The sequence below is a fragment of the Yoonia sp. GPGPB17 genome, from assembly GCF_037892195.1.
Lineage (GTDB): Bacteria > Pseudomonadota > Alphaproteobacteria > Rhodobacterales > Rhodobacteraceae > Yoonia.
This window is the reverse complement of the sequence record NZ_JATACI010000002.1, coordinates 3,680,108-3,697,972: the sequence shown is the minus strand read 5'-3', so window position 1 is coordinate 3,697,972 and position 17,865 is coordinate 3,680,108. Positions and strand designations below refer to the sequence as shown.

Genomic DNA, 17,865 nt, shown 5'->3' with positions numbered 1-17,865 from the left:
TCAGGTTATCACATCAGGTGCTGTCCGGCCTATAATGGCTTCCAGATCAGAGAGGGTCAGTGCAGCGTCACGCACATTGGCCAGAACTTTCTGCGGGTCCTCTTGCAGGCGGCTATGATCGGTTTCCAACTGCTCAAGATAAAGCCGGATCGTCGCCCCTTGCGTTCCGGTGCCAGACAAGCGGAAGACAGCGCGCGCGCCATTCTCAAAGACCAACCGAATGCCTTGACCGTCAGATCGGGATCGGTCAACGGGATCAACGTAAGAAAACTCATCTGCCATCTGCACTTGAAGCCCACCAATGCGGGCCCCCGCCAGCATTGGAAGTTTTGGGCGTAAGCCGTCGATCACCTCAGTTGCCTTTGCACTGTCCACATCTTCGTAGTCAAAACGCGCGTAGTAGCAGCGCCCATGAGTTGCCCAAAGATCCATCATCAACTCTGCCACGGATCTTTGCGTTTCGGCCAGGATGTTTAGCCACAGCAAAACCGCCCAAAGCCCATCCTTTTCGCGCACATGATCCGATCCTGTACCCGCACTTTCCTCACCACACAGTGTGACCTTGCCTGCATCCAAAAGATTGCCAAAGAATTTCCAGCCCGTCGGCGTTTCGAAACATCCGATCCCAAGGCGCTCGGCCACCCGATCAACCGCCCGCGATGTTGGCATCGACCGTGCAACGCCCGCCACCCCGTCTTGGTAGCCGGGGGCTAGATTTGCATGTGCCGTCAGTAGAGCAAGGCTATCAGATGGTGTCACATAGACACCGCGCCCCAAGATCATATTGCGGTCGCCATCCCCATCAGAGGCAGCACCGAAATCTGGGGCATCGGTACTATGCATTATGTTCATCAACACCTTGGCCCAAGCCGGGTTCGGATCAGGGTGCCCCTTACCGAAATCCGTGCTGGGGATGCCGTTTATTACTGTTCCCTTCGGCGCGCCAAGCATGCCCTCCAAAATGGTATGGGCGTATGGGCCAGTGACCGCATGCATCGCGTCAAAACACATGGTGAAACCACCAGCGAACAAGGCGCGTATCTTGTCGAAATCGACGATCTTTTGCATCAGGGCGGCGTAATCTTCTACCGGGTCGATGATCTCTACGGTCATGTTGCCAAGCGTCTGCATGCCAACGATCGCCAGATCGATATCATCCGCAGCACAGGTCTTGTAGTGATCAATGACCTTGGTGCGTTCGTAAATCTTGTTTGTTACCGCCTCTGGCGCCGGTCCACCATTTGGGCCGTTGTATTTCAGCCCAAAGTCGGCGTCCGGCCCGCCGGGATTGTGGCTAGCGGACAGGATCAGCCCACCGCCATCCGCCTGTCGCAACCGAACAAGATGAGAGGCTGCTGGTGTCGACAAAAGACCATTCTGCCCCACAATGCATTTTGCTGCACCATTCGCTGCCGCCATCCGCAGGATGATCTGGATCGCAATATCATTGAAAAAGCGACCATCGCCGCCAACAACAAGAGTCTTTCCCAGAACACCTTCAATCCCATCGAAAATTGACTGAACATAGTTCTCCAAAAAGTGGCTGGCGCGAAAGACAGCGGTCTTCTTGCGAAGACCGCTGGTCCCTGGTTTTTGATCTGCAATGGGCGTTGTTTGCACAGTTTGCATCAGCATGAGTGGTCCTTTCTGACGCCGTGATCATCGACCGCTGCGTGACAGCTTTCCAGACCCTATTGCACTTCCAAAGGCTAAAGGCAGAAAGAGGCCGAAAATATGCGCGACCTAGTCATAAGCTGCATCAACAATGAACTCTACCTTCAACTCAGGCCTTGCCAGCTTGGCCTCGCCGCAGGCGCGCGCAGGCGCATGCCCCGCAGGAACCCAAGCATTCCAAACCTCGTTCAGACCGGCAAAATCCTTCATATCGGCCAGCCAGATCGTCACGCGTAGCATGTTTTTGCGTGAAGAGCCTGCCCGTTCCAGCAGCGCGTCAATCTTGTCCAAACAGAGGCGCACCTGTTCTTGAATGGTGTCACCTTCGGCTACTTGCCCAGTTAGATAAGCCACGCCATTATGTTTGACGATTTTCGATGATCTTTCGCCAGTTTCAATACGTTCGATCATGGATGTGCCCTTTCATTTTTCCCGGTGCTATCGCACTTGGAAACGTAATGGTCTTTCCACGCCCCCAGAGGCAACCCCAGATCAAACTTCTTTTTCTAAGCAGCTTGACAAAGTACTCCGACCCTTAGTGATGCAAAGCCGCGATGGTCTTGAGGGTCGAAAAGCCATAGAGCGCTTCGAACCCTTTCTCGCGTCCATGCCCGGACAGACCTGTGCCACCAAAGGGCAGTTCCACGCCGCCCCCGGCACCGTAATTGTTGATAAACACTTGCCCGGCGCGCAGCGCGCGTGCCATGCGCATTTGCCGCGCGCCGTTCGCGGACCAGCAAGACGCAACTAGTCCAAAGTCGGTACCGTTTGCGACTGCAATTGCTTCGGCCTCGTCCTGAAAAGGAATGATCGTCTGAACAGGGCCAAAGATTTCATCTTGAGCCAATGTGTGATCCGGCGGGACATCTGCAAAGAGTGTCGGCGCGACATATGCACCACCCGCGGGCGCATCTTGCGCGATCTGCCCTTGGGCGACGGTGTTCAGATCTCTGCCTTTTTCAAGAAACCCTTCAACAATGCCTTTCTGCCGGTGTGAGACCAAAGGCCCGACATCAAGATCAGACATCGCCGGACCGGTGCGGAGCTGACGGTAACCTATGGCCATCGCCTCGACCACCTGATCGTAGACCCCGCGTTGCACCAAGATCTGCGAAGACGCCGAACAGGTTTGGCTAAGCGTTCTGGATACCTGCGTTAACCAGAAATGGCAGGGCGGCGTCGATATTGGCATCGTCAAAAACAACCTGCGGGGACTTTCCCCCCAGTTCCAACGTCACCGGCACAACATTGGCACCCGCCGTTTGCTGGATCACTTTGCCTACACCGACAGAACCCGTGAAAGAGATGTGATGCACGCCTCGGTGAGCAGACAACGCGGCACCCGCCTCTGCCCCCAACCCAGGCACAACGTTCAGCGCACCGTCCGGCAGCCCGGCGTTTCTTGCAATCTCGGCAAATGCCAGCGCTGTCAGACACGCTTCCTCGGCCGGTTTCAGCACGCAGGCATTGCCCATTGCCAACGCGGCACCCACAGAGCGTCCGATAATCTGCATCGGATAGTTCCAAGGGATGATATGCCCGGTCACCCCATGCGGTTCGCGCAGGGTGTAAACGGTGTAGCCGTCAAGATAGGGGATGGTTTCGCCATGCACCTTATCTGCGGCACCGCCATAGAACTCCAGATAGCGGGCCAAAGCGAAGACATCGGCGCGCGCTTGTTTCAAAGGCTTACCAACGTCCATCGCTTCAAGCTTGGCCAATTCATCGACATGAGTCAGCACTTCGCGGCCAATCTTGGCCAGCACACGCCCTCGCTCGGCCGCTGTTGCCTTGCCCCAATTGCCGGAAAGCGCGGTTTCTGCCGCAGACACCGCCACATCAATATCATCGGCTCCACCACGTGCGATCTCACACAGGGTGGTGCCATCAGATGGATTGATCAGCGGAAGCGTGTCGCCCGTAACAGGCGCAACCCAAGCACCTGCAATGAAGCATTTGCTTGGGTCGATATTCAGCGGTCGTATCGCCATCTCTTTCGTCAGTTTCCGTAGGCCACCGAGGGCAGCCAGGTAACGAGCCATGGGAACTCAAACACGATGAAGAGACCCAGAAGTTGCAGCAGCACGAATGGAATGACCCCCTTGTAGATATCCCCAATCGTGACACCAGGCGGGCAAACGCCCTTCAGATAAAAGAGCGCAAAGCCCACCGGCGGGGTTAAAAACGAGGTTTGTAGCGTCACCGCCACAAGGATCGCAAACCAGGTGATCACCGGTGCCGCAACCTGACCGTAGTCCGGAATGTCACCTTCAATCCCGAGGCCCTGAATGATTGGCAACATCAAAGGCATGATGATGATCGTGATCTCGATCCAATCAAGCAGGAAGCCCAAGAGGAAGACGATGAACAGGATGAAGAGGATGATCATGTAAGGGTCATCAAAGACGGACAACACCAGTCCTTCAATAATCTCATCGCCACCGTAGCGCCGCAAGATGAAGGCAAAGAAGTTCGCCGCCAGGAAGATACCGACGATATAGCCTGACGTGTTCAGCGTGGATCGGCTGACTTCCCGCAGAACCTTCATGTTCAATCGACCATTCATAAAGGCCAGCATCGTAGCGCCCAACGCGCCCAGACCTGAGGCCTCGGTCGGCGTAGCGACACCTGCAAAGATTGACCCGAGCACCAGCAGAATCAGAATCATTGGTGGGATGACAGCCAACAAGACTTCCTTGATCACAGGCCAGCCAACCTCTTCAGTCTTTTCTGGCACTGGCATCGCGTCGGGTCTAATCAGGCCATAGATCACGATGAACGTGATATAAAGCGCGCCAAGGATCAAACCGGGGAACAACGCCCCCATAAACAGGTCACCAAGGCTGATCGCCAGTTGATCAGACATGATCACCAGCATAATCGACGGTGGGATCAGGATGCCCAAAGTCCCGGCAGAGGCGATTGTGCCCGTGGCAATCGGCTTGGAGTAGTTCTGCGCCATCATCGCAGGCAAAGCCATCACACCCAGCAGCGTCACGGATGCACCGATGACGCCTGTTGATGCCGCCAGGATAATCCCGATCAGCAGGACTGTCAGTGACAGACCACCGCGCAGACTGCCGAACAGCTTCTGCATTGATCGCATCATGCGTTGTGCCACACCGGATTGATCCAACATCAACCCCATGAAGATAAACATCGGCAAAGCGACAAGAACGGGGTTCTTGACCGTGCTGCCAAAAATACGTCCTGAAAGCGCGCCCAACCTTTGATAGTCGATGCCAGTCCGGTCAAACTCGATGATGTCGCGGAAATAGCTGCGATAGGGATCCAGAAAAACCTCGGCGATCACAACGAAAACAAGGCTCACACCCACCAGTGCCATCGCCACCGGAATGCCGCGGAACAGCATCCAGATGAACGTCAGGAACATGACGATGACCGCAATCTCGTTGAGGGTCAGGAATTGTCCGATAAAGGAAAGCATGTACTACGCCCCTGTCTTACGTGAGGAATCCATGGCGCGTAGGACAAGGATGAGAATTGGTGTGACGATCAAAGCCGCGATGACGGTGTAAGTGATCTCGTAGTTGCCGAACTCAAGCTCGCCAAATGCGGGGCCGCGCGCGATGTCGCGGCTGGTGGCGCCCTCTTCAGCAAGCAGGGACATGACGCCGTAGAGGCAATAATAGATCGTCAGATTGATCAGGAGGAACGTGGCGGGAAACGCCGACCACATCTGCCGCCAAAGCTTGGGCGGATGCAGGCGCGACACGTTCCGCACGATGGCAGACCAACACGCTATACCGATGAAGACAAATGCGAGGTTCATGAAAACCTTCAGTATCCAAAGATTGTGTAACCCGTTTGGACTATCTGATCCCTCATCCGCGCGCACGGAACTGAGCGCATAATCGTAGGTCACATCCCAGGACAGGATAATAAAAGGCAGGAACAGCCAGCCAATTGCAAAGATATTGACGCGTGTTTTCTTTTCGCGCGGAAAACCGTCATAGAGGATATCAACACGCACATGGCTGTCCGTCGTGACGGCATAGCCAACGCCCATCAAGACTGCCGCCCCGTATAGCCACCACTGAAGGTCATCCAGCCAAGCCTGGTTCATACCAGAGTTTCGCAGGATGACTTGCGCCGTAATCGCCAACATCAAGATCGGGAATAACCAAGCCGCAATGTTCGACAGTTGAACAACGAAGCGGTCGCCACGATTGTGTTCTTCGCTTCCCACCTCGCCGGGATCTGATACGGCGACGAGCTCTTCTGGTGATTCCATAACGCGGTGTCCCTCCTGATGCATGAGTGTCTTGCCATCAAAGGGGCGCACCCGAAGGCCGCCCCTTTGTTTCTCTAAATCAACTGATGATCAGTTGCGTGGACGAGGGAGATAGATGTTGTTGGACCACGTCTTGTAGCCAGCGCGGAACTCTTGCAGGTCGTCCCAAACCAGCTTGAAGTACTCGTCTTCGGCTGCAAGTTCACCGGCAACTTCATTCCATGTGGACTCAAAGGTCTCCAACATCTCGACAGGCCACTGACGGATGGTCACGCCATTCTCTTCCACATTGGCAACCATGGCAGCATAGTTCTTAGCTTCACCTTCGGCGTAGTTGGTTGTGATGTTCGCCAGGCAGGCGACCTCGATCTGGTTCTGAGAGAACTCGTCCAGATCTTCCCAACGATCCTTGTTGATCAGAAGCTCAAACATGGTCGCAGGCTGGTGCCAGCCCGGGAAGTAGTTGTTGGACGCAATGTTGTAGAAACCCAGACGCTGGTCGATCAGCGGCATCGAGAACTCTGTCGCATCAATCGCGCCGCGCTCAAGGGCCGGGAAGATGTCACCCGCAGCCAGCAAGGATGTAGAGACACCCAAACGCTGCATGACTTCGGCGCCTAGGCCGAAGAAGCGCATGTTCAAACCTTCAAGATCGGCAACGCTTTCGATAGGCTCCTTAAACCAGCCGGATGTCTCTGGCGCGATGATACCGCAAGGCATAACCTTCACGTTGTACCCGTTCTCATCATACATGCGCTGGAACAGTTCATGACCGTCATCATAGAGCATCCATGCAAGGAATTCGCCTGCTTCCGGGCCAAATGGCACCGCGGCAAAAAGTGATGCAGAGGTGATCTTGCCCTGCCAGTATCCAGCGGTTGTGTAAGCCGCGTCCACCGAACCGTTGGATACAGCATCCAATGCCTCCAGCGTCGGAACCAACTCGCCGGGGTCAAAGTGCTCAAACTCAACCTCTGTAGAGATGCTGTTGATCTTCTCTACAAAATCGACACCTGCAGTACCTAGGATTGGCAAGTTGCGTGAGAACGCAGATGTCATCTCCAGTACTTCTTGTGCCTGTGCAGTGCCACCTGTCGTCATCGCGGCGACAAGCCCCATAGCCATTACTTTTTTCATCGTTTTCCTCCCAGAATTTTGCCCTGGTCTGACAGGGCATTTGGTCCTTTTTTCAACGCAACGGAATGTGACCACCAAACCGTCAGGTGTTTTCCAAGCAATGGTGCCCAGAAATACGCGAAGGCGCACAGATTTTTCTTGACCTGCATCAAATGACTGAACGGCCAAGGTGCCTCCAAACACCATTCGACAGTTCAACCTCTTGACGTCACCCCTTCACAGTATGAACCCATACTATTGACGACTTTTTCCAATCTGTAAGCATGATTTCCGAGATTTTTGTTCAGAAAATCTTATTGCATGTTAAGAAAACATGAGATTATTCACATTCAGATCGAATTTGCGGAAGAGCCATTGCCAGACATCAACCTGAAACTACTTCAATCCTTTTTGCTGGTGGCAAAGCTAGGGAGTTTCCGGTTGGCGGCCGAATCTGCACGCCGCTCAACCGCTGCGATCAGTATGCAGATCAAAGAGTTGGAAGATCAGGTCGGCATGCGCCTGTTTGTACGCCGCACCAGCAGGGTCACACTCACGCCAAATGGACGTTTGCTTTTTGATAAAACCGCCCGGGCGATGCGCGACATTGATGATGGGTTCCGATCATTGTCGGACATTGCAGCAATGCGTCAATCCACCGTCACGATCGCTTGCGCGCCGACGTTGGCACCCAAACGTGTTGGTGGCGTCCTGACCACCTTCCGCCGTCGGTTTCCCGACAGCAGCGTGCGGCTGATCGAGGCACCACCGGCAGCGGCGCTCGAAATTCTCGAACGCCAGGCGGCGGAGTTCTATGTTGGGCCCTCTGTATCAAACCTCAAGACTTTTACCTTTGAGAAGCTCACCGATGAACCTCTGCATGCATGCATTCCGCCAGAGTTTGATCGGGGTCAGCAGACGGTTAGATTTGAAGACCTCAAGGCCTTCCCGATTATCCTGCTTGATCGCTCAACGGCCATTCGCACGCTGATTGATGACATCCTCCATCGCAAGTCCTTGTCGCTGAATGTGGCCTATGAATTGCAGAACGCCTTTACCGCTCTGAGTTTTGCCTCAGCGGGATTGGGCGTCGCGATGCTGCCATCCATCGCGATCGAGATAGCCGAGTTTGACGGCTACCGCGTTGTACCGTTCGGAGAACCAGAGGCCGCACGCTCGATCGAATCATTGCCGAGAAGGGCTATGTACAGCACAATTACTCAGAACAGCTGATGCGTTTGATCCGGGCGGCTTTTCCTTGAGTGGGGGTGTTTGCTGCGACGCTATTGGGGGCCGGTATCCTCGGCAACGTCCTACCGTCCCGCCGCAAGCTGTCAGCCGCCAGAGCTGCGTTTTGCGGTCACGCACTATTGACGATATCTGGCACTTCGTGAGGCTTGTAAGCGACAGCCCAAGTCCAAACGCCAAATCGGCCTTCTTCGTTTACAGCGGCAATCCATTCTTCCAGTGCAGCATGCTTAGCATCGTTCTGCGGGCTCTTCTGACCCTTGATCTCCAAAACCAAGTTCGTGCCATTGGTCATTCGCATCAGGAAATCTGGCACGTACCGCCGCTTTGACCCATTCCAGAGATAGTAAATCTCAAAGCCTAAATGGTCGTTTTTGACGTAGGAGGCGACTTTGTCTGATCCTTCGAAGAAGTTTGCCGCATACCCTTCCCAGCTTGCGTCGCCGACCACATGGCTAATGTGGGACTTGGTCGTCAGCATGTTGGGCTTGGTCGTGTACCAGGTGCGCATGTCGCCGGTTCGACCCACAGGTTCATCCTCATCATAAATCGCTTCAAGGGCTGTGCGGTTTTCCTGTCGGAGGTATTGGCTGACATGTTGAACAATCAAGTCGATATTTAGGCCAATCAAAATCCGCTTTCGGAGAGGCTCCTTGTGAAAGAGCGACGGCACCTCAAGCTGATCGGAAGCTATGAACGTTTCCACGTGCCGTATCAGTTGCTTCAAGAGCAGTTCTTCGCGCCCAACAAAGCTCCCAGCCATGTCACTGAAGCATTTGCGTGCTGCTTGGAAGGTCATCCGTTGTAGGCGGAAACCTTCAGGGATCTTCTCAAGATCAATAGGTGTTATCTGGCTCATGTCCGAAGCGCCGGTCATGGCGGGGGCCAGCTCAGCGGATACCACGCTAGCCGCAGGATCGAGTGTAAGGGCTGGCAAGTTGGCCCAGTCAACTTGCAGCGTGCGCCTAAGAACTTGATCAACCCGCAGGATATTTGGCCACTGCAACTCATGCTCTGCGCGTTCCGGCAGAACTTCGACCTGGAAGCTTTGCTTGGGTGGCTTTGGTGGCTCAGGGTCGTCGCTAGTGTCCTGGTAAATGGAGAGTGGCACGCCAAAAACGTTGACGTATTCAGTGACGAACAACCCGTCGCGCTCGCCGCCTTCTTCCTTGTCGTAAGTGACCCGACGCAAACCACGACCTATGACTTGCTCGCACAAAAGCTGTGAAGTGAAAGCTCTCAACCCCATAATATGGGTCACGTTCTTAGCGTCCCAGCCTTCGGACAACATGGCTACTGAGATCACTTTCTGAAGGGTTTGACCCGCGCCATTCCTTTTGCCAACGTTGTCAACAATCTCGCGCAGAAGTTCCTCTTTTTTTAGGTTCCGAAGTTCAGCCTTTCGGGTCTCCGGCAAGGGCAAGCCATCAACGATCTCATGCAGTCGTTCTTCATAGGGCTTATCGGCGGTAGCTTTCTCTCCGACCTCTGCCTTCTCAAGAACCTTGCTATCGACCCTGAGCGTTTTGTCCGGCGCTTGCAGCTCTGGCCAGTGCGCATCTCCGGCGTTGAAGTATTTTTCAATTCTCGCCGCTGTCTCGGTGCGGTTGCACACTGTCAAAAGAACCGGCGGTGCGGGCATCCCCTGTTTTTCCCAGGTCGCCTTCGTCTCACGCCAATCAGCCGCCAACAGAGTATAGGCCTGTTGAACAAGCTGGGGCAGCGCCTCGTGCGGCTCGGCCTTCCGGTTCAAATCCTCTGAAACCGAGCTGTCCTTGTAGAGATGATAGAGCTTTGGCCGAAGCGTCGCCGCATCTGGGATCGCATCGTCGCGGACCACAACTCGCGGCGTCTTAACGAGACCGGCTTCGATTGCGTCGTTCAAGCCAAAGTCAGAGATGATCCACGTAAACAGCGCGTGGTCCGAGCTGGCCATGCCTGAGGGCGAGAAAGGGGTTGCTGAAAGGTCGAAGCACCGGATGAGCCGACGCGTCTTGTGCAGTCTGTCCAGGCCCTCAATCCACCGTGTCGCTTCATCGACATCCAGGCCCATTTCCTTTGCCTTGTTCTTGCCGACCTTATCCTTCGGATTTTGGCGATAGGCGTGATGGGCTTCGTCGTTGATCACAACGATGTCTTTGAACTCGGCAAGCTTGCCCAACACTCGTCGGGTGTAGGCTTCGTCCGTTTCCGGTCCTTTTTTCACGACCGAACGTTCGGGTTCTTTCGCTGGCATCAACGTGTGCCAGTTCTCGATGCGGACTTCGGCCTGGTTCAACTTTTGCCGCATCGCGTTATCAGGGCAGATGTTGAACTCATCGTAGTAGCTGCCGTCGGTCGGCAGTAAGACCTGAAGCCGCCCTTTTACCGTGATCCCAGGCGCAACGATGAAGATTGCTCGACTGAACTCCTTATTCCGCTTGGGATAAGTCAGCGCGTTTAAGACCTGCCAGGCTATGATCATCGCCATCACAGTCGTCTTCCCGGACCCTGTGGCCATCTTATTGCAGAGGCGTTCCCATGGACCACCGTCACCAGGGATGGCAATCCCTTGCTTGTATTCAGCCGCCCCTTCGACCCACCAGATCAGCGTTTCTATGGCTTCGAGCTGACAGAAGTAGAACTGAAGTTCTCGCGCCGTCTCATCATGCCAATGCTCTAGTAACTTACGCGTGACAATCGTGATCCCAGGATAGCCAGCATCGCGCCACTCATCGACGCGACCGCGAATGACATTGACCAATTCGATCTCTTCGACACGCCGGGTCTGGTCGCGAGTATTGATGATCTCATAGGTTGCCGGACGCCGCTCATGCTTCAGCTCAAGCGTTCCATCATTCACCTTGTCCCAATACTTGCCTGGCCGCTCCGTCGGCTTGTTGATGATCAGGGACATATCAGGCGTCCAACTCGACGATCTTCAGGCTTTCGATGCCTCTGTCGTCTACGATCTTCACCGCAACTTTGTTGTGATCTCCGACCTCGAACGGCAGCGATACAGTTCCATGAAATTGGTCGAGTAAATCTTCTTCCAGCTCCGCTCGGATCGTCGCCTTTAGTCGGTTCCACCCATCTTTCGCCCCGGCCATCGGGAAGAAAACCTGATGCGGGAACAGCGAGCGCTCGTTGTAGTCCGTATCCAACGACCACATGGCGATCTTACTCTTGCCGCCGCTGTCAAGTTCACCGGTCTTGGTATTGAAGTAATCGAAACCGTTGACCTCGACCTCCCATTTCCCGTCGTCGCGCTTGCGCACATCGACATCGGGCTGGCCCATCAGCCAGAAGCTCTGGTTGCTAGACCGTTTCTTCTTCAGATCGTCGGTGAGCAGGTCAGTGTTCATCTGCGCTTTCAGCAGCGTCACACCCGGCCATTCCAACTCATCAATGTCCTTCGCGGCCTCCGGGTCGAAGGTGAATGCACAGAAGACGATGACCTTAGGCGCTGGGCGCAGCTTTTCCGCCTCTCGCAAGGCCATCTCGACCTGTCTCTGTTCTAGCGCGGCGTGTTCTGGGCCAAAGCTGACCACAACGCGATCTCCGCTTTCAGCGAGCGAGCCGCTTGCATGGAGGTTCTTTAAGCCGGGGATCACCTCAAGATCGGCAAACTCCATCATCTGCTTGTTTTTGCCGCGAATGCCGGTCTTCAATAGCTCGTCACGCCACATGGATTGGCGGGAGGTTGCGCCGGACCGGGCGAGGCTGTCATCGGGTTCGCCTACTGGTAGCGCATCGTCGTCCAGCCCCATGACTACTGGAGCGGGCACTGCCTCAACAGTGAACTTGCCGGTGACCCGCAACTTGGTTTTGTCGATTTGAGGTTGATCATAGAGCGTTTCTTGGTCGGCGTGATCTGCGATGGATTGGTCCATCCGGGCTTGCATGGCTCGCCGGGCAGAATGGAACGCGTCGAAAGCCTTGCGAGCACCCTCCGGCCAGTCCTCCGGCCAATCAAATGGCACCTCCCATTCATCCAAGGCTTCCCCGTCTTTGAAGTTAACCTTCTTGCCCTTGCGCACTCCTTGTTTTGGTTTCAGCGCGTTAGGAGGGCTCGCCATAAGAGCGGTATTCAAGTCATCCAGAGCCGCCACAACCCTGTGCTGATCTTCTTCGTAGATCGTGTCGATGTCCGGATTATTGGCAATGGACTTCAGCGTGATGTGTGGCACAGTTTTGTAGTTGAAACCGCCCTTCAACCCTTCATGTGGATACCGTAGATCGAAGTAGTCGAAGCTGGCCGTCATAAGCCTTTGCTTGGCGAGGGTGATCGCCACACGAGAAGTATCGCAGGTAACGGAGGTCGTTCTTTCAACCTCCAGCAGTACTGGAGGTGATGATGTTATTCGAGTCAAGCGTTTCGGACCCTGCGAGGCTGCCTATTGAAAACGGTCGTTTTCGATTGGCCTCAGTCTACGATGAAGGTTCCCTGAATCAGCAACGTCGCTCCCGTTGTATCATCGATGATGAAAACACCTCCGATTTCATCCGCTTCAGGCCCAAAAAAACCGCCAGATGTCTGAACTGTCTGTGTCCCACTGAGCGTCGAGGTAATTTCGGTACTAGCAAAGGTGGCTGTGCCGCCCGTGAAGACGCTTCCAGCTATCGATGCATCGTCGATTGTAATTGTTGCAACATCTGACACGGGTTGCGGTGCGGCTACACCTGTCGATCTCGTACCATTGAGATTCTCAAAAACCAGATCGACATCGTTGCTGTTGAAGACAACTTCTGCACTCACCGCCCCGGTCAGGTCATATACGGCAGAACCATCGATTATCTGGATGCTGCTTCCCGCCGAGTCGGCATAGAGTGTGACCGTGCCAGTTGTTGGCATGTCACCGGCGGCGGTCGGTATACCAATAACTCCGATTGATGGTATTCCCGCATTAGGTTGAGATGTGAACGTGGTGACATAAGCGGTTGATAACTCGTCGAGTGTGATGATGCCCCCGCCGTCGAGATCGATCTGTGTTCGAAGAGCATTGATGTCACCCGACAATGCACCAACTGTCGCGCGATCAGCGGATCGGTCCAGAGTTCCAGCCAACAGTCCCAGGGTTGTGCTTCCCGAGGGCAACTCATGCCCTGATAGTTCGCTGGTTTCGGTCGAGGTCGCATCGAAAATCTGGACATATGTTACTGGATCGCTGTCAGGGCTACCCTCATCACTGTCACCGCTGCCTCCATCACCACAAGCCGATAGGGCAATGACTGTTAAGGAAGAAAGATGTAGTTTCATGAATTTCATCACTGCAAACTCAAATGAACGCGAAGTCATCGGGCGAAAGATCATTGGTTGTAAGCTCATGAAATATCACCGTGGTACCCGAATACTCCCATGTGGCGTGACCATTGAGATCAATGACAAGGTCAAACGCCTCGTTGGCCGAAGAGAACCCGAAGCTGGTCACATCAATAGTATCAATACCTGATTGGAAGTCAGGTCCGACGATCTGGCTTGATCCAGGGTCGTCGTAATCGATTAGAACCTGTGCGATTGTGTCAGTGCCGTCATCGGGACGGAAAACGAACGTGTCGGCACCAAGCCCACCTTGTAGCAGATCGTTTCCAGTTCCACCGTCGAGCAGGTCGTTACCAAAGATGAAGTCACTGATATCACCAACGAGAACGTCGTTCTCCGCACCACCAGAGATATCATCGTCGCCGACGCCACCTATGAGAACGTCAACACCACTTTCGCCTTGCAGTGTGTTAGTACCTGACAGCGCCACGACCACGTCATCCTGCGTCCCACCGTTTAGCAGGTCATCACCGAACGGATCGATGATCTCGTCGTTGCCTGCCGCACCAAATGAATTATCGTTGCCGGTCCCTGCGTTCAGGAAATCGTTTCCGTCACCACCATTCAACTCATCGTCTCTGTCGCCCCCCAAAACGGAGTCATCAAGATCAGACCCTTCGTAGACCAGAATACCATCTGAGACGAAGCTTTCGGCGGAAACCGTATAGTTGTTCGACCGGTCGTCATCATCAACCACAGAGAACAAGTCGGCCAGTACCGCAACCCTGTATTCGCCTTCAGCCAAATAAGGGAGTTGGAGTTCGGAAATGGCAAACGTGAAGATGTCAGAACCATCGTCCACAAAGGATGATGGAATTTCAGGTAGGGCAAACGTGTTGATAAGCAGACTGTCAGCCCCGCCATCTTCTTGCACCAAATATACGGCCAGCGTCGCCCCTTCCGGGACTGCCTGGCCACCACTATTCTGAATTGATCCACTGATCGAAATCTTGTCGTCGCCTTCCACCGTGAATGTCGGGTTGTCCACTACCAGATCAATTGAGTCATACAGGCGCTTTTGTTCTTCTGTACCGATAAACACTCGAACGCTGTTGCTGTCATTATCTGCCAAACGATCACTGGGCTCAGACGCATCACTTCTGACACGAAAGAAGACATCGTAGTATCCTGGCAGGACCGCGCCGTCTGTGAAAGTGCTTGAACCCGTTACAAAGTAGTCCTCCCGACGCTTGTACTGCTCCTCAAAGTCCGAAAACGCGGCTCCGAGTATAGTCTCGGTGTTGTCTGTGACACTTCGGAATACAACGTCAGCGATCTTGTTGAAAAATGGGGTATCGATTGTTCCGTAGTTTCCTATGATGCCTGAAAACGCAAACCTGTCACCACCTTCAATTCTATCCGTCGAAATTGAGAAGTTGCTGGCGCGGTTGTCCGTGTATCCGATCCACTCTGCCTCTGTCTCTGCAACGGTCAGTCGTATCTCCAGCAGATTGTCCGACCTGTCCGACTCAAGTCCACGGACATCCTCGTCGATCAGCGCAAGTATGTAGAGGTTTGTCGGGTCAGTTGACCCCCTCAATTCTTGGACCATCGCGCTGGCAATTGTTAGCTGCTGGCTTTCGGAGTCCACCCTTCCTGGTGAAATCCCTTCCTGGACGCCGTTTCGGTTCCGGCCATAGAACTCGTTGGCCAACTGGATATCTACATCCTCATCAATCCGGCTGTTTGTGGACAGGTAGAATGTCACATCGGATCGGGCCGAGACTGCGCCCCCTATATTCTCAATCAGGTAGTCGATCTCAAAGCTTTCCCCGAAAACCAACTGTGTCTTCGTCGCAAAGGGCTGGATGAAACGCAGATTGGCTAGGTTGGACGGCGCAGAACCAATATCCAGAGTACCGATAGCTGTGTTGTTGGTTTCGTCATTTTCTGTCCAGCGCCCATTGTAGTCCGCAACCACGCCGACGTAGTAACTTCCAGAAAGGTTGCTTGGTAGCGTGTACTCCACTCGTCCCGCATCATCTTCACCAGGGGTCAATGTGCCAGGCTGATCGGTTCCAATCAGTATGTCGCTTGAGTCGAAGATTTGGTCACGGGACAAATACACCCCGGTTGTCGTCCCAAGCGCAGATTGCTGGCCGACATTGTTGACATCAAATCGGACTGTAAGAACGCTGCCAGGTAAGAACGCACCAGTGCTGGAACTGACTTCTTTCAGTGTTGGTACGAGGTCAGCCCTACCGCCAGTTGTCGGATCGGTATCAGGATTGTCCCCAACGCCCCCACCACCTGAACTCCCACCTCCGTTGCTGGGCGCAATGCTGGTGACCGTGGCACCAAGCCCGCTTGCAAAGGAGGGGCTAAAATCCCCGTCCGCCTGAATGATATTGAAGCCGATCTCATCAACAGCATCCTGCGACGCGGCTACAAATTCGTAGCGACCAATATTCGCGATGCTGTCTTCAAAGACCTGGCCCGACGCAATGATCTGCCCATCCTTCGTCAGGTAACCACCGCCAATCGTGCGATCCTGGATGGCGAAATAGGTGACATCATAGACCCCATCGTTGTCGGTCCATCCGCTTGTCGGGTAGATATCTATCAAGGGGACGGACTCGCCATAGACGATGGAGATGCTGTTCCGTTCGACGGACAGGCCGTAGTTGATAGTGCCTTGAGGTACGTCACCAGTTGGCGGAGGGTTTCCACCCGTGCCGCTACCACCCGCGTTCGGGTCATCATCGTCTTGGGGTGGATCGTTGGGAGGGGTGATAGGGTTGAGTTCCGTAATCCATTGATCAACAGTTTGAGTGCGGTCGCCGAAGGTTATTCGCTCAACATCGTTTGCGAGAGTGTCCATTCCTTCGTCCACCGATTGAACGACAACACCATCAGAGCTTCGAAAGATTGAAGTAATGCCATTTGTATCTGAGACGAAAACCGCGGTGTCTGTGTCAAGCCCGCCCCGCAATATGTCGTTACCTAGACCGCCGTACAACGTGTCTCGGCCGCCCCTACCATCCAAGATGTCATTGCCCGCCCCGCCGCTCAGCAGGTCATTCCCATTCAGGCCAATCAACGTGTCGTTTCCGCTAAGGCCCAGGATGTAGTCGGACAAGTCACTACCTAGAAGCGCCCTTGACCCTTCGTCATTGTCGTTATCAACGCCCGTCCCATCAGTGTATACCGTGAACAGATTGATTGCAGTTCCGTCGAGTTCAGTAGTTCTCGTGTAGTCTGCAACTCCCATGATCACATTTTGTGAAACGTGGAGTCTTTGAAGCGGGTCGTTTAAATACGCCTGAAAATTTGCCCAGTACAGATCAACGTTGTGTTCCGCTCCGAAAGTGGAGGAGCCTTGATCGTCTTCATTCAAAATATTGGGTAAGTTGATCTGCAGTTCACCAATGTCGTGCAGATTCAGCCTCAAGGCGTCATTTGCCCCTATTCCATCTTCGAGTGTGGGGTAGCGAACGCTATCTTCAGAGTGGGCCAAGTTGAAGTAATAGTCTGGGTAATTGACTGCTAAAATCTGTTCTCCCACCACAGGAAGAGTAGTTATTGAAGCATAGTTATTTAGACTAAGTTCACCGGCTAAACCTGGTGGAACTCCAGCAGAGCCAATAGAAACCGCTGTAATCTCAAGCCCATCTACTGCCTCGAATCTTTGGGCATCTGTCAACATAAAGATATCCACCATCGTGCCGCCTAAGCTCTGTCCTGACACAGTGAAATTCTCGATGTCGTTCGCGACTATGTACTGCAGTGCAGCATCCACGACGGGTTGCAGATTTGTGTAATAGCCTGCTGCTGAGCCGCCGAAGAATGTCTGTCCAGTCGCGGCATCTGCTCCATCGGAGCCTCTGAGCGATAGTGCCACAGTATCCTTACCGTCGATGGTCGTGCGGACAAGCAGAGCTTCTGCTCCATTCACTTCGAAGAGACCTAAACGGGAAACATAAAGCCCACCGGAAGTGAACTCTGCTGATCCATTATTCTCGAAGGCATTTCCCAGATTGTCGTCGGTGAGGACTACAACATCGCTATCGACGCTTTGAAGAAAGCCACGATAGTTGTCACCATACCGGAGATTGCCATCATCGGTTGGGTCCAGCCATTGGTCTGGATTAACTTCAGAGTCGGAGTCTCGAAGCCTCGACCCACCATAGGCGGCTCTTGCTAGAAGCACCCCAAATTCAACTTGCGCGTTGTTACTAATCATCCATTACCCATTCAACATTTACCCCACGCGAAACTGGTTTACGGTTTCTCCCACTACCACGTTTGGACTCGATACATGAACTTATTG

At 53.9% G+C, this 17,865-nt stretch carries 10 protein-coding genes and 1 pseudogene; 1 reads left to right on the top strand and 10 read right to left on the bottom strand.

Going from position 1 to position 17,865, the window contains the following annotated elements:
• The 6 genes and pseudogenes from QTO30_RS19470 to QTO30_RS19445 form a co-directional block, all read right to left on the bottom strand.
• Nucleotides 1-1,635 carry an alpha-D-glucose phosphate-specific phosphoglucomutase gene (locus QTO30_RS19470; RefSeq protein ID WP_340425688.1) on the bottom strand — a complete coding sequence of 545 codons (1,635 nt, stop codon included), beginning with the start codon at nucleotides 1,633-1,635 and terminating at the stop codon, nucleotides 1-3.
• A 108-nt stretch (nucleotides 1,636-1,743) separates the two neighbouring features.
• Nucleotides 1,744-2,085 (bottom strand): RidA family protein, encoded by a 342-nt coding sequence (locus QTO30_RS19465; protein ID WP_340425687.1) that lies wholly within the window; start codon nucleotides 2,083-2,085, stop codon nucleotides 1,744-1,746.
• Between the two features lie 124 nt (nucleotides 2,086-2,209).
• Nucleotides 2,210-3,665 (bottom strand): annotated as a pseudogene (locus QTO30_RS19460) (aldehyde dehydrogenase family protein).
• 8 nt (nucleotides 3,666-3,673) lie between these two features.
• On the bottom strand, nucleotides 3,674-5,122 hold the full coding sequence (locus QTO30_RS19455) for a TRAP transporter large permease (protein WP_340425686.1): 1,449 nt from the start codon (nucleotides 5,120-5,122) through the stop codon (nucleotides 3,674-3,676).
• Between the two features lie 3 nt (nucleotides 5,123-5,125).
• Nucleotides 5,126-5,929 carry a TRAP transporter small permease subunit gene (locus QTO30_RS19450; RefSeq protein WP_340425685.1) on the bottom strand — a complete coding sequence of 268 codons (804 nt, stop codon included), beginning with the start codon at nucleotides 5,927-5,929 and terminating at the stop codon, nucleotides 5,126-5,128.
• Between the two features lie 90 nt (nucleotides 5,930-6,019).
• Nucleotides 6,020-7,066 carry a TRAP transporter substrate-binding protein gene (locus tag QTO30_RS19445; protein ID WP_340425684.1) on the bottom strand — a complete coding sequence of 349 codons (1,047 nt, stop codon included), beginning with the start codon at nucleotides 7,064-7,066 and terminating at the stop codon, nucleotides 6,020-6,022.
• Between the two features lie 300 nt (nucleotides 7,067-7,366).
• Between QTO30_RS19445 and QTO30_RS19440 the strand changes: the two genes are divergently transcribed.
• Complete coding sequence (locus QTO30_RS19440) at nucleotides 7,367-8,278, top strand: LysR family transcriptional regulator (RefSeq protein ID WP_340425682.1); 912 nt, start codon at nucleotides 7,367-7,369, stop codon at nucleotides 8,276-8,278.
• Nucleotides 8,279-8,405: 127 nt separating this feature from the next.
• On the opposite strand, the gene QTO30_RS19435 is transcribed toward QTO30_RS19440, so the two are convergent.
• The 4 genes from QTO30_RS19435 to QTO30_RS19420 form a co-directional block, all read right to left on the bottom strand.
• Nucleotides 8,406-11,189, bottom strand: coding sequence for a BPTD_3080 family restriction endonuclease (locus QTO30_RS19435; protein ID WP_340425681.1), 2,784 nt, complete (start codon nucleotides 11,187-11,189; stop codon nucleotides 8,406-8,408).
• A gap of 1 nt (nucleotide 11,190) precedes the next feature.
• Nucleotides 11,191-12,537, bottom strand: a complete 1,347-nt coding sequence (locus QTO30_RS19430; protein ID WP_340425680.1) for a hypothetical protein — start codon at nucleotides 12,535-12,537, stop codon at nucleotides 11,191-11,193.
• A 161-nt stretch (nucleotides 12,538-12,698) separates the two neighbouring features.
• Nucleotides 12,699-13,532, bottom strand: a complete 834-nt coding sequence (locus tag QTO30_RS19425; RefSeq protein ID WP_340425679.1) for a transferrin-binding protein-like solute binding protein — start codon at nucleotides 13,530-13,532, stop codon at nucleotides 12,699-12,701.
• 19 nt (nucleotides 13,533-13,551) lie between these two features.
• Complete coding sequence (locus QTO30_RS19420) at nucleotides 13,552-17,778, bottom strand: CARDB domain-containing protein (protein WP_340425678.1); 4,227 nt, start codon at nucleotides 17,776-17,778, stop codon at nucleotides 13,552-13,554.
• Between the last annotated feature and the right edge of the window lie 87 nt (nucleotides 17,779-17,865).

What these genes read in the sequence shown, in the direction of transcription:
- QTO30_RS19470 (WP_340425688.1), bottom strand. Translation starts at nt 1,635, where the DNA reads ATGCTGATGCAAACTGTGCAAACAACGCCCATTGCAGATCAAAAACCA.
- QTO30_RS19465 (WP_340425687.1), bottom strand. Translation starts at nt 2,085, where the DNA reads ATGATCGAACGTATTGAAACTGGCGAAAGATCATCGAAAATCGTCAAA.
- QTO30_RS19455 (WP_340425686.1), bottom strand. Translation starts at nt 5,122, where the DNA reads ATGCTTTCCTTTATCGGACAATTCCTGACCCTCAACGAGATTGCGGTC.
- QTO30_RS19450 (WP_340425685.1), bottom strand. Translation starts at nt 5,929, where the DNA reads ATGGAATCACCAGAAGAGCTCGTCGCCGTATCAGATCCCGGCGAGGTG.
- QTO30_RS19445 (WP_340425684.1), bottom strand. Translation starts at nt 7,066, where the DNA reads ATGAAAAAAGTAATGGCTATGGGGCTTGTCGCCGCGATGACGACAGGT.
- QTO30_RS19440 (WP_340425682.1), top strand. Translation starts at nt 7,367, where the DNA reads ATGTTAAGAAAACATGAGATTATTCACATTCAGATCGAATTTGCGGAA.
- QTO30_RS19435 (WP_340425681.1), bottom strand. Translation starts at nt 11,189, where the DNA reads ATGTCCCTGATCATCAACAAGCCGACGGAGCGGCCAGGCAAGTATTGG.
- QTO30_RS19430 (WP_340425680.1), bottom strand. Translation starts at nt 12,537, where the DNA reads ATGACGGCCAGCTTCGACTACTTCGATCTACGGTATCCACATGAAGGG.
- QTO30_RS19425 (WP_340425679.1), bottom strand. Translation starts at nt 13,532, where the DNA reads ATGAAACTACATCTTTCTTCCTTAACAGTCATTGCCCTATCGGCTTGT.
- QTO30_RS19420 (WP_340425678.1), bottom strand. Translation starts at nt 17,778, where the DNA reads ATGATTAGTAACAACGCGCAAGTTGAATTTGGGGTGCTTCTAGCAAGA.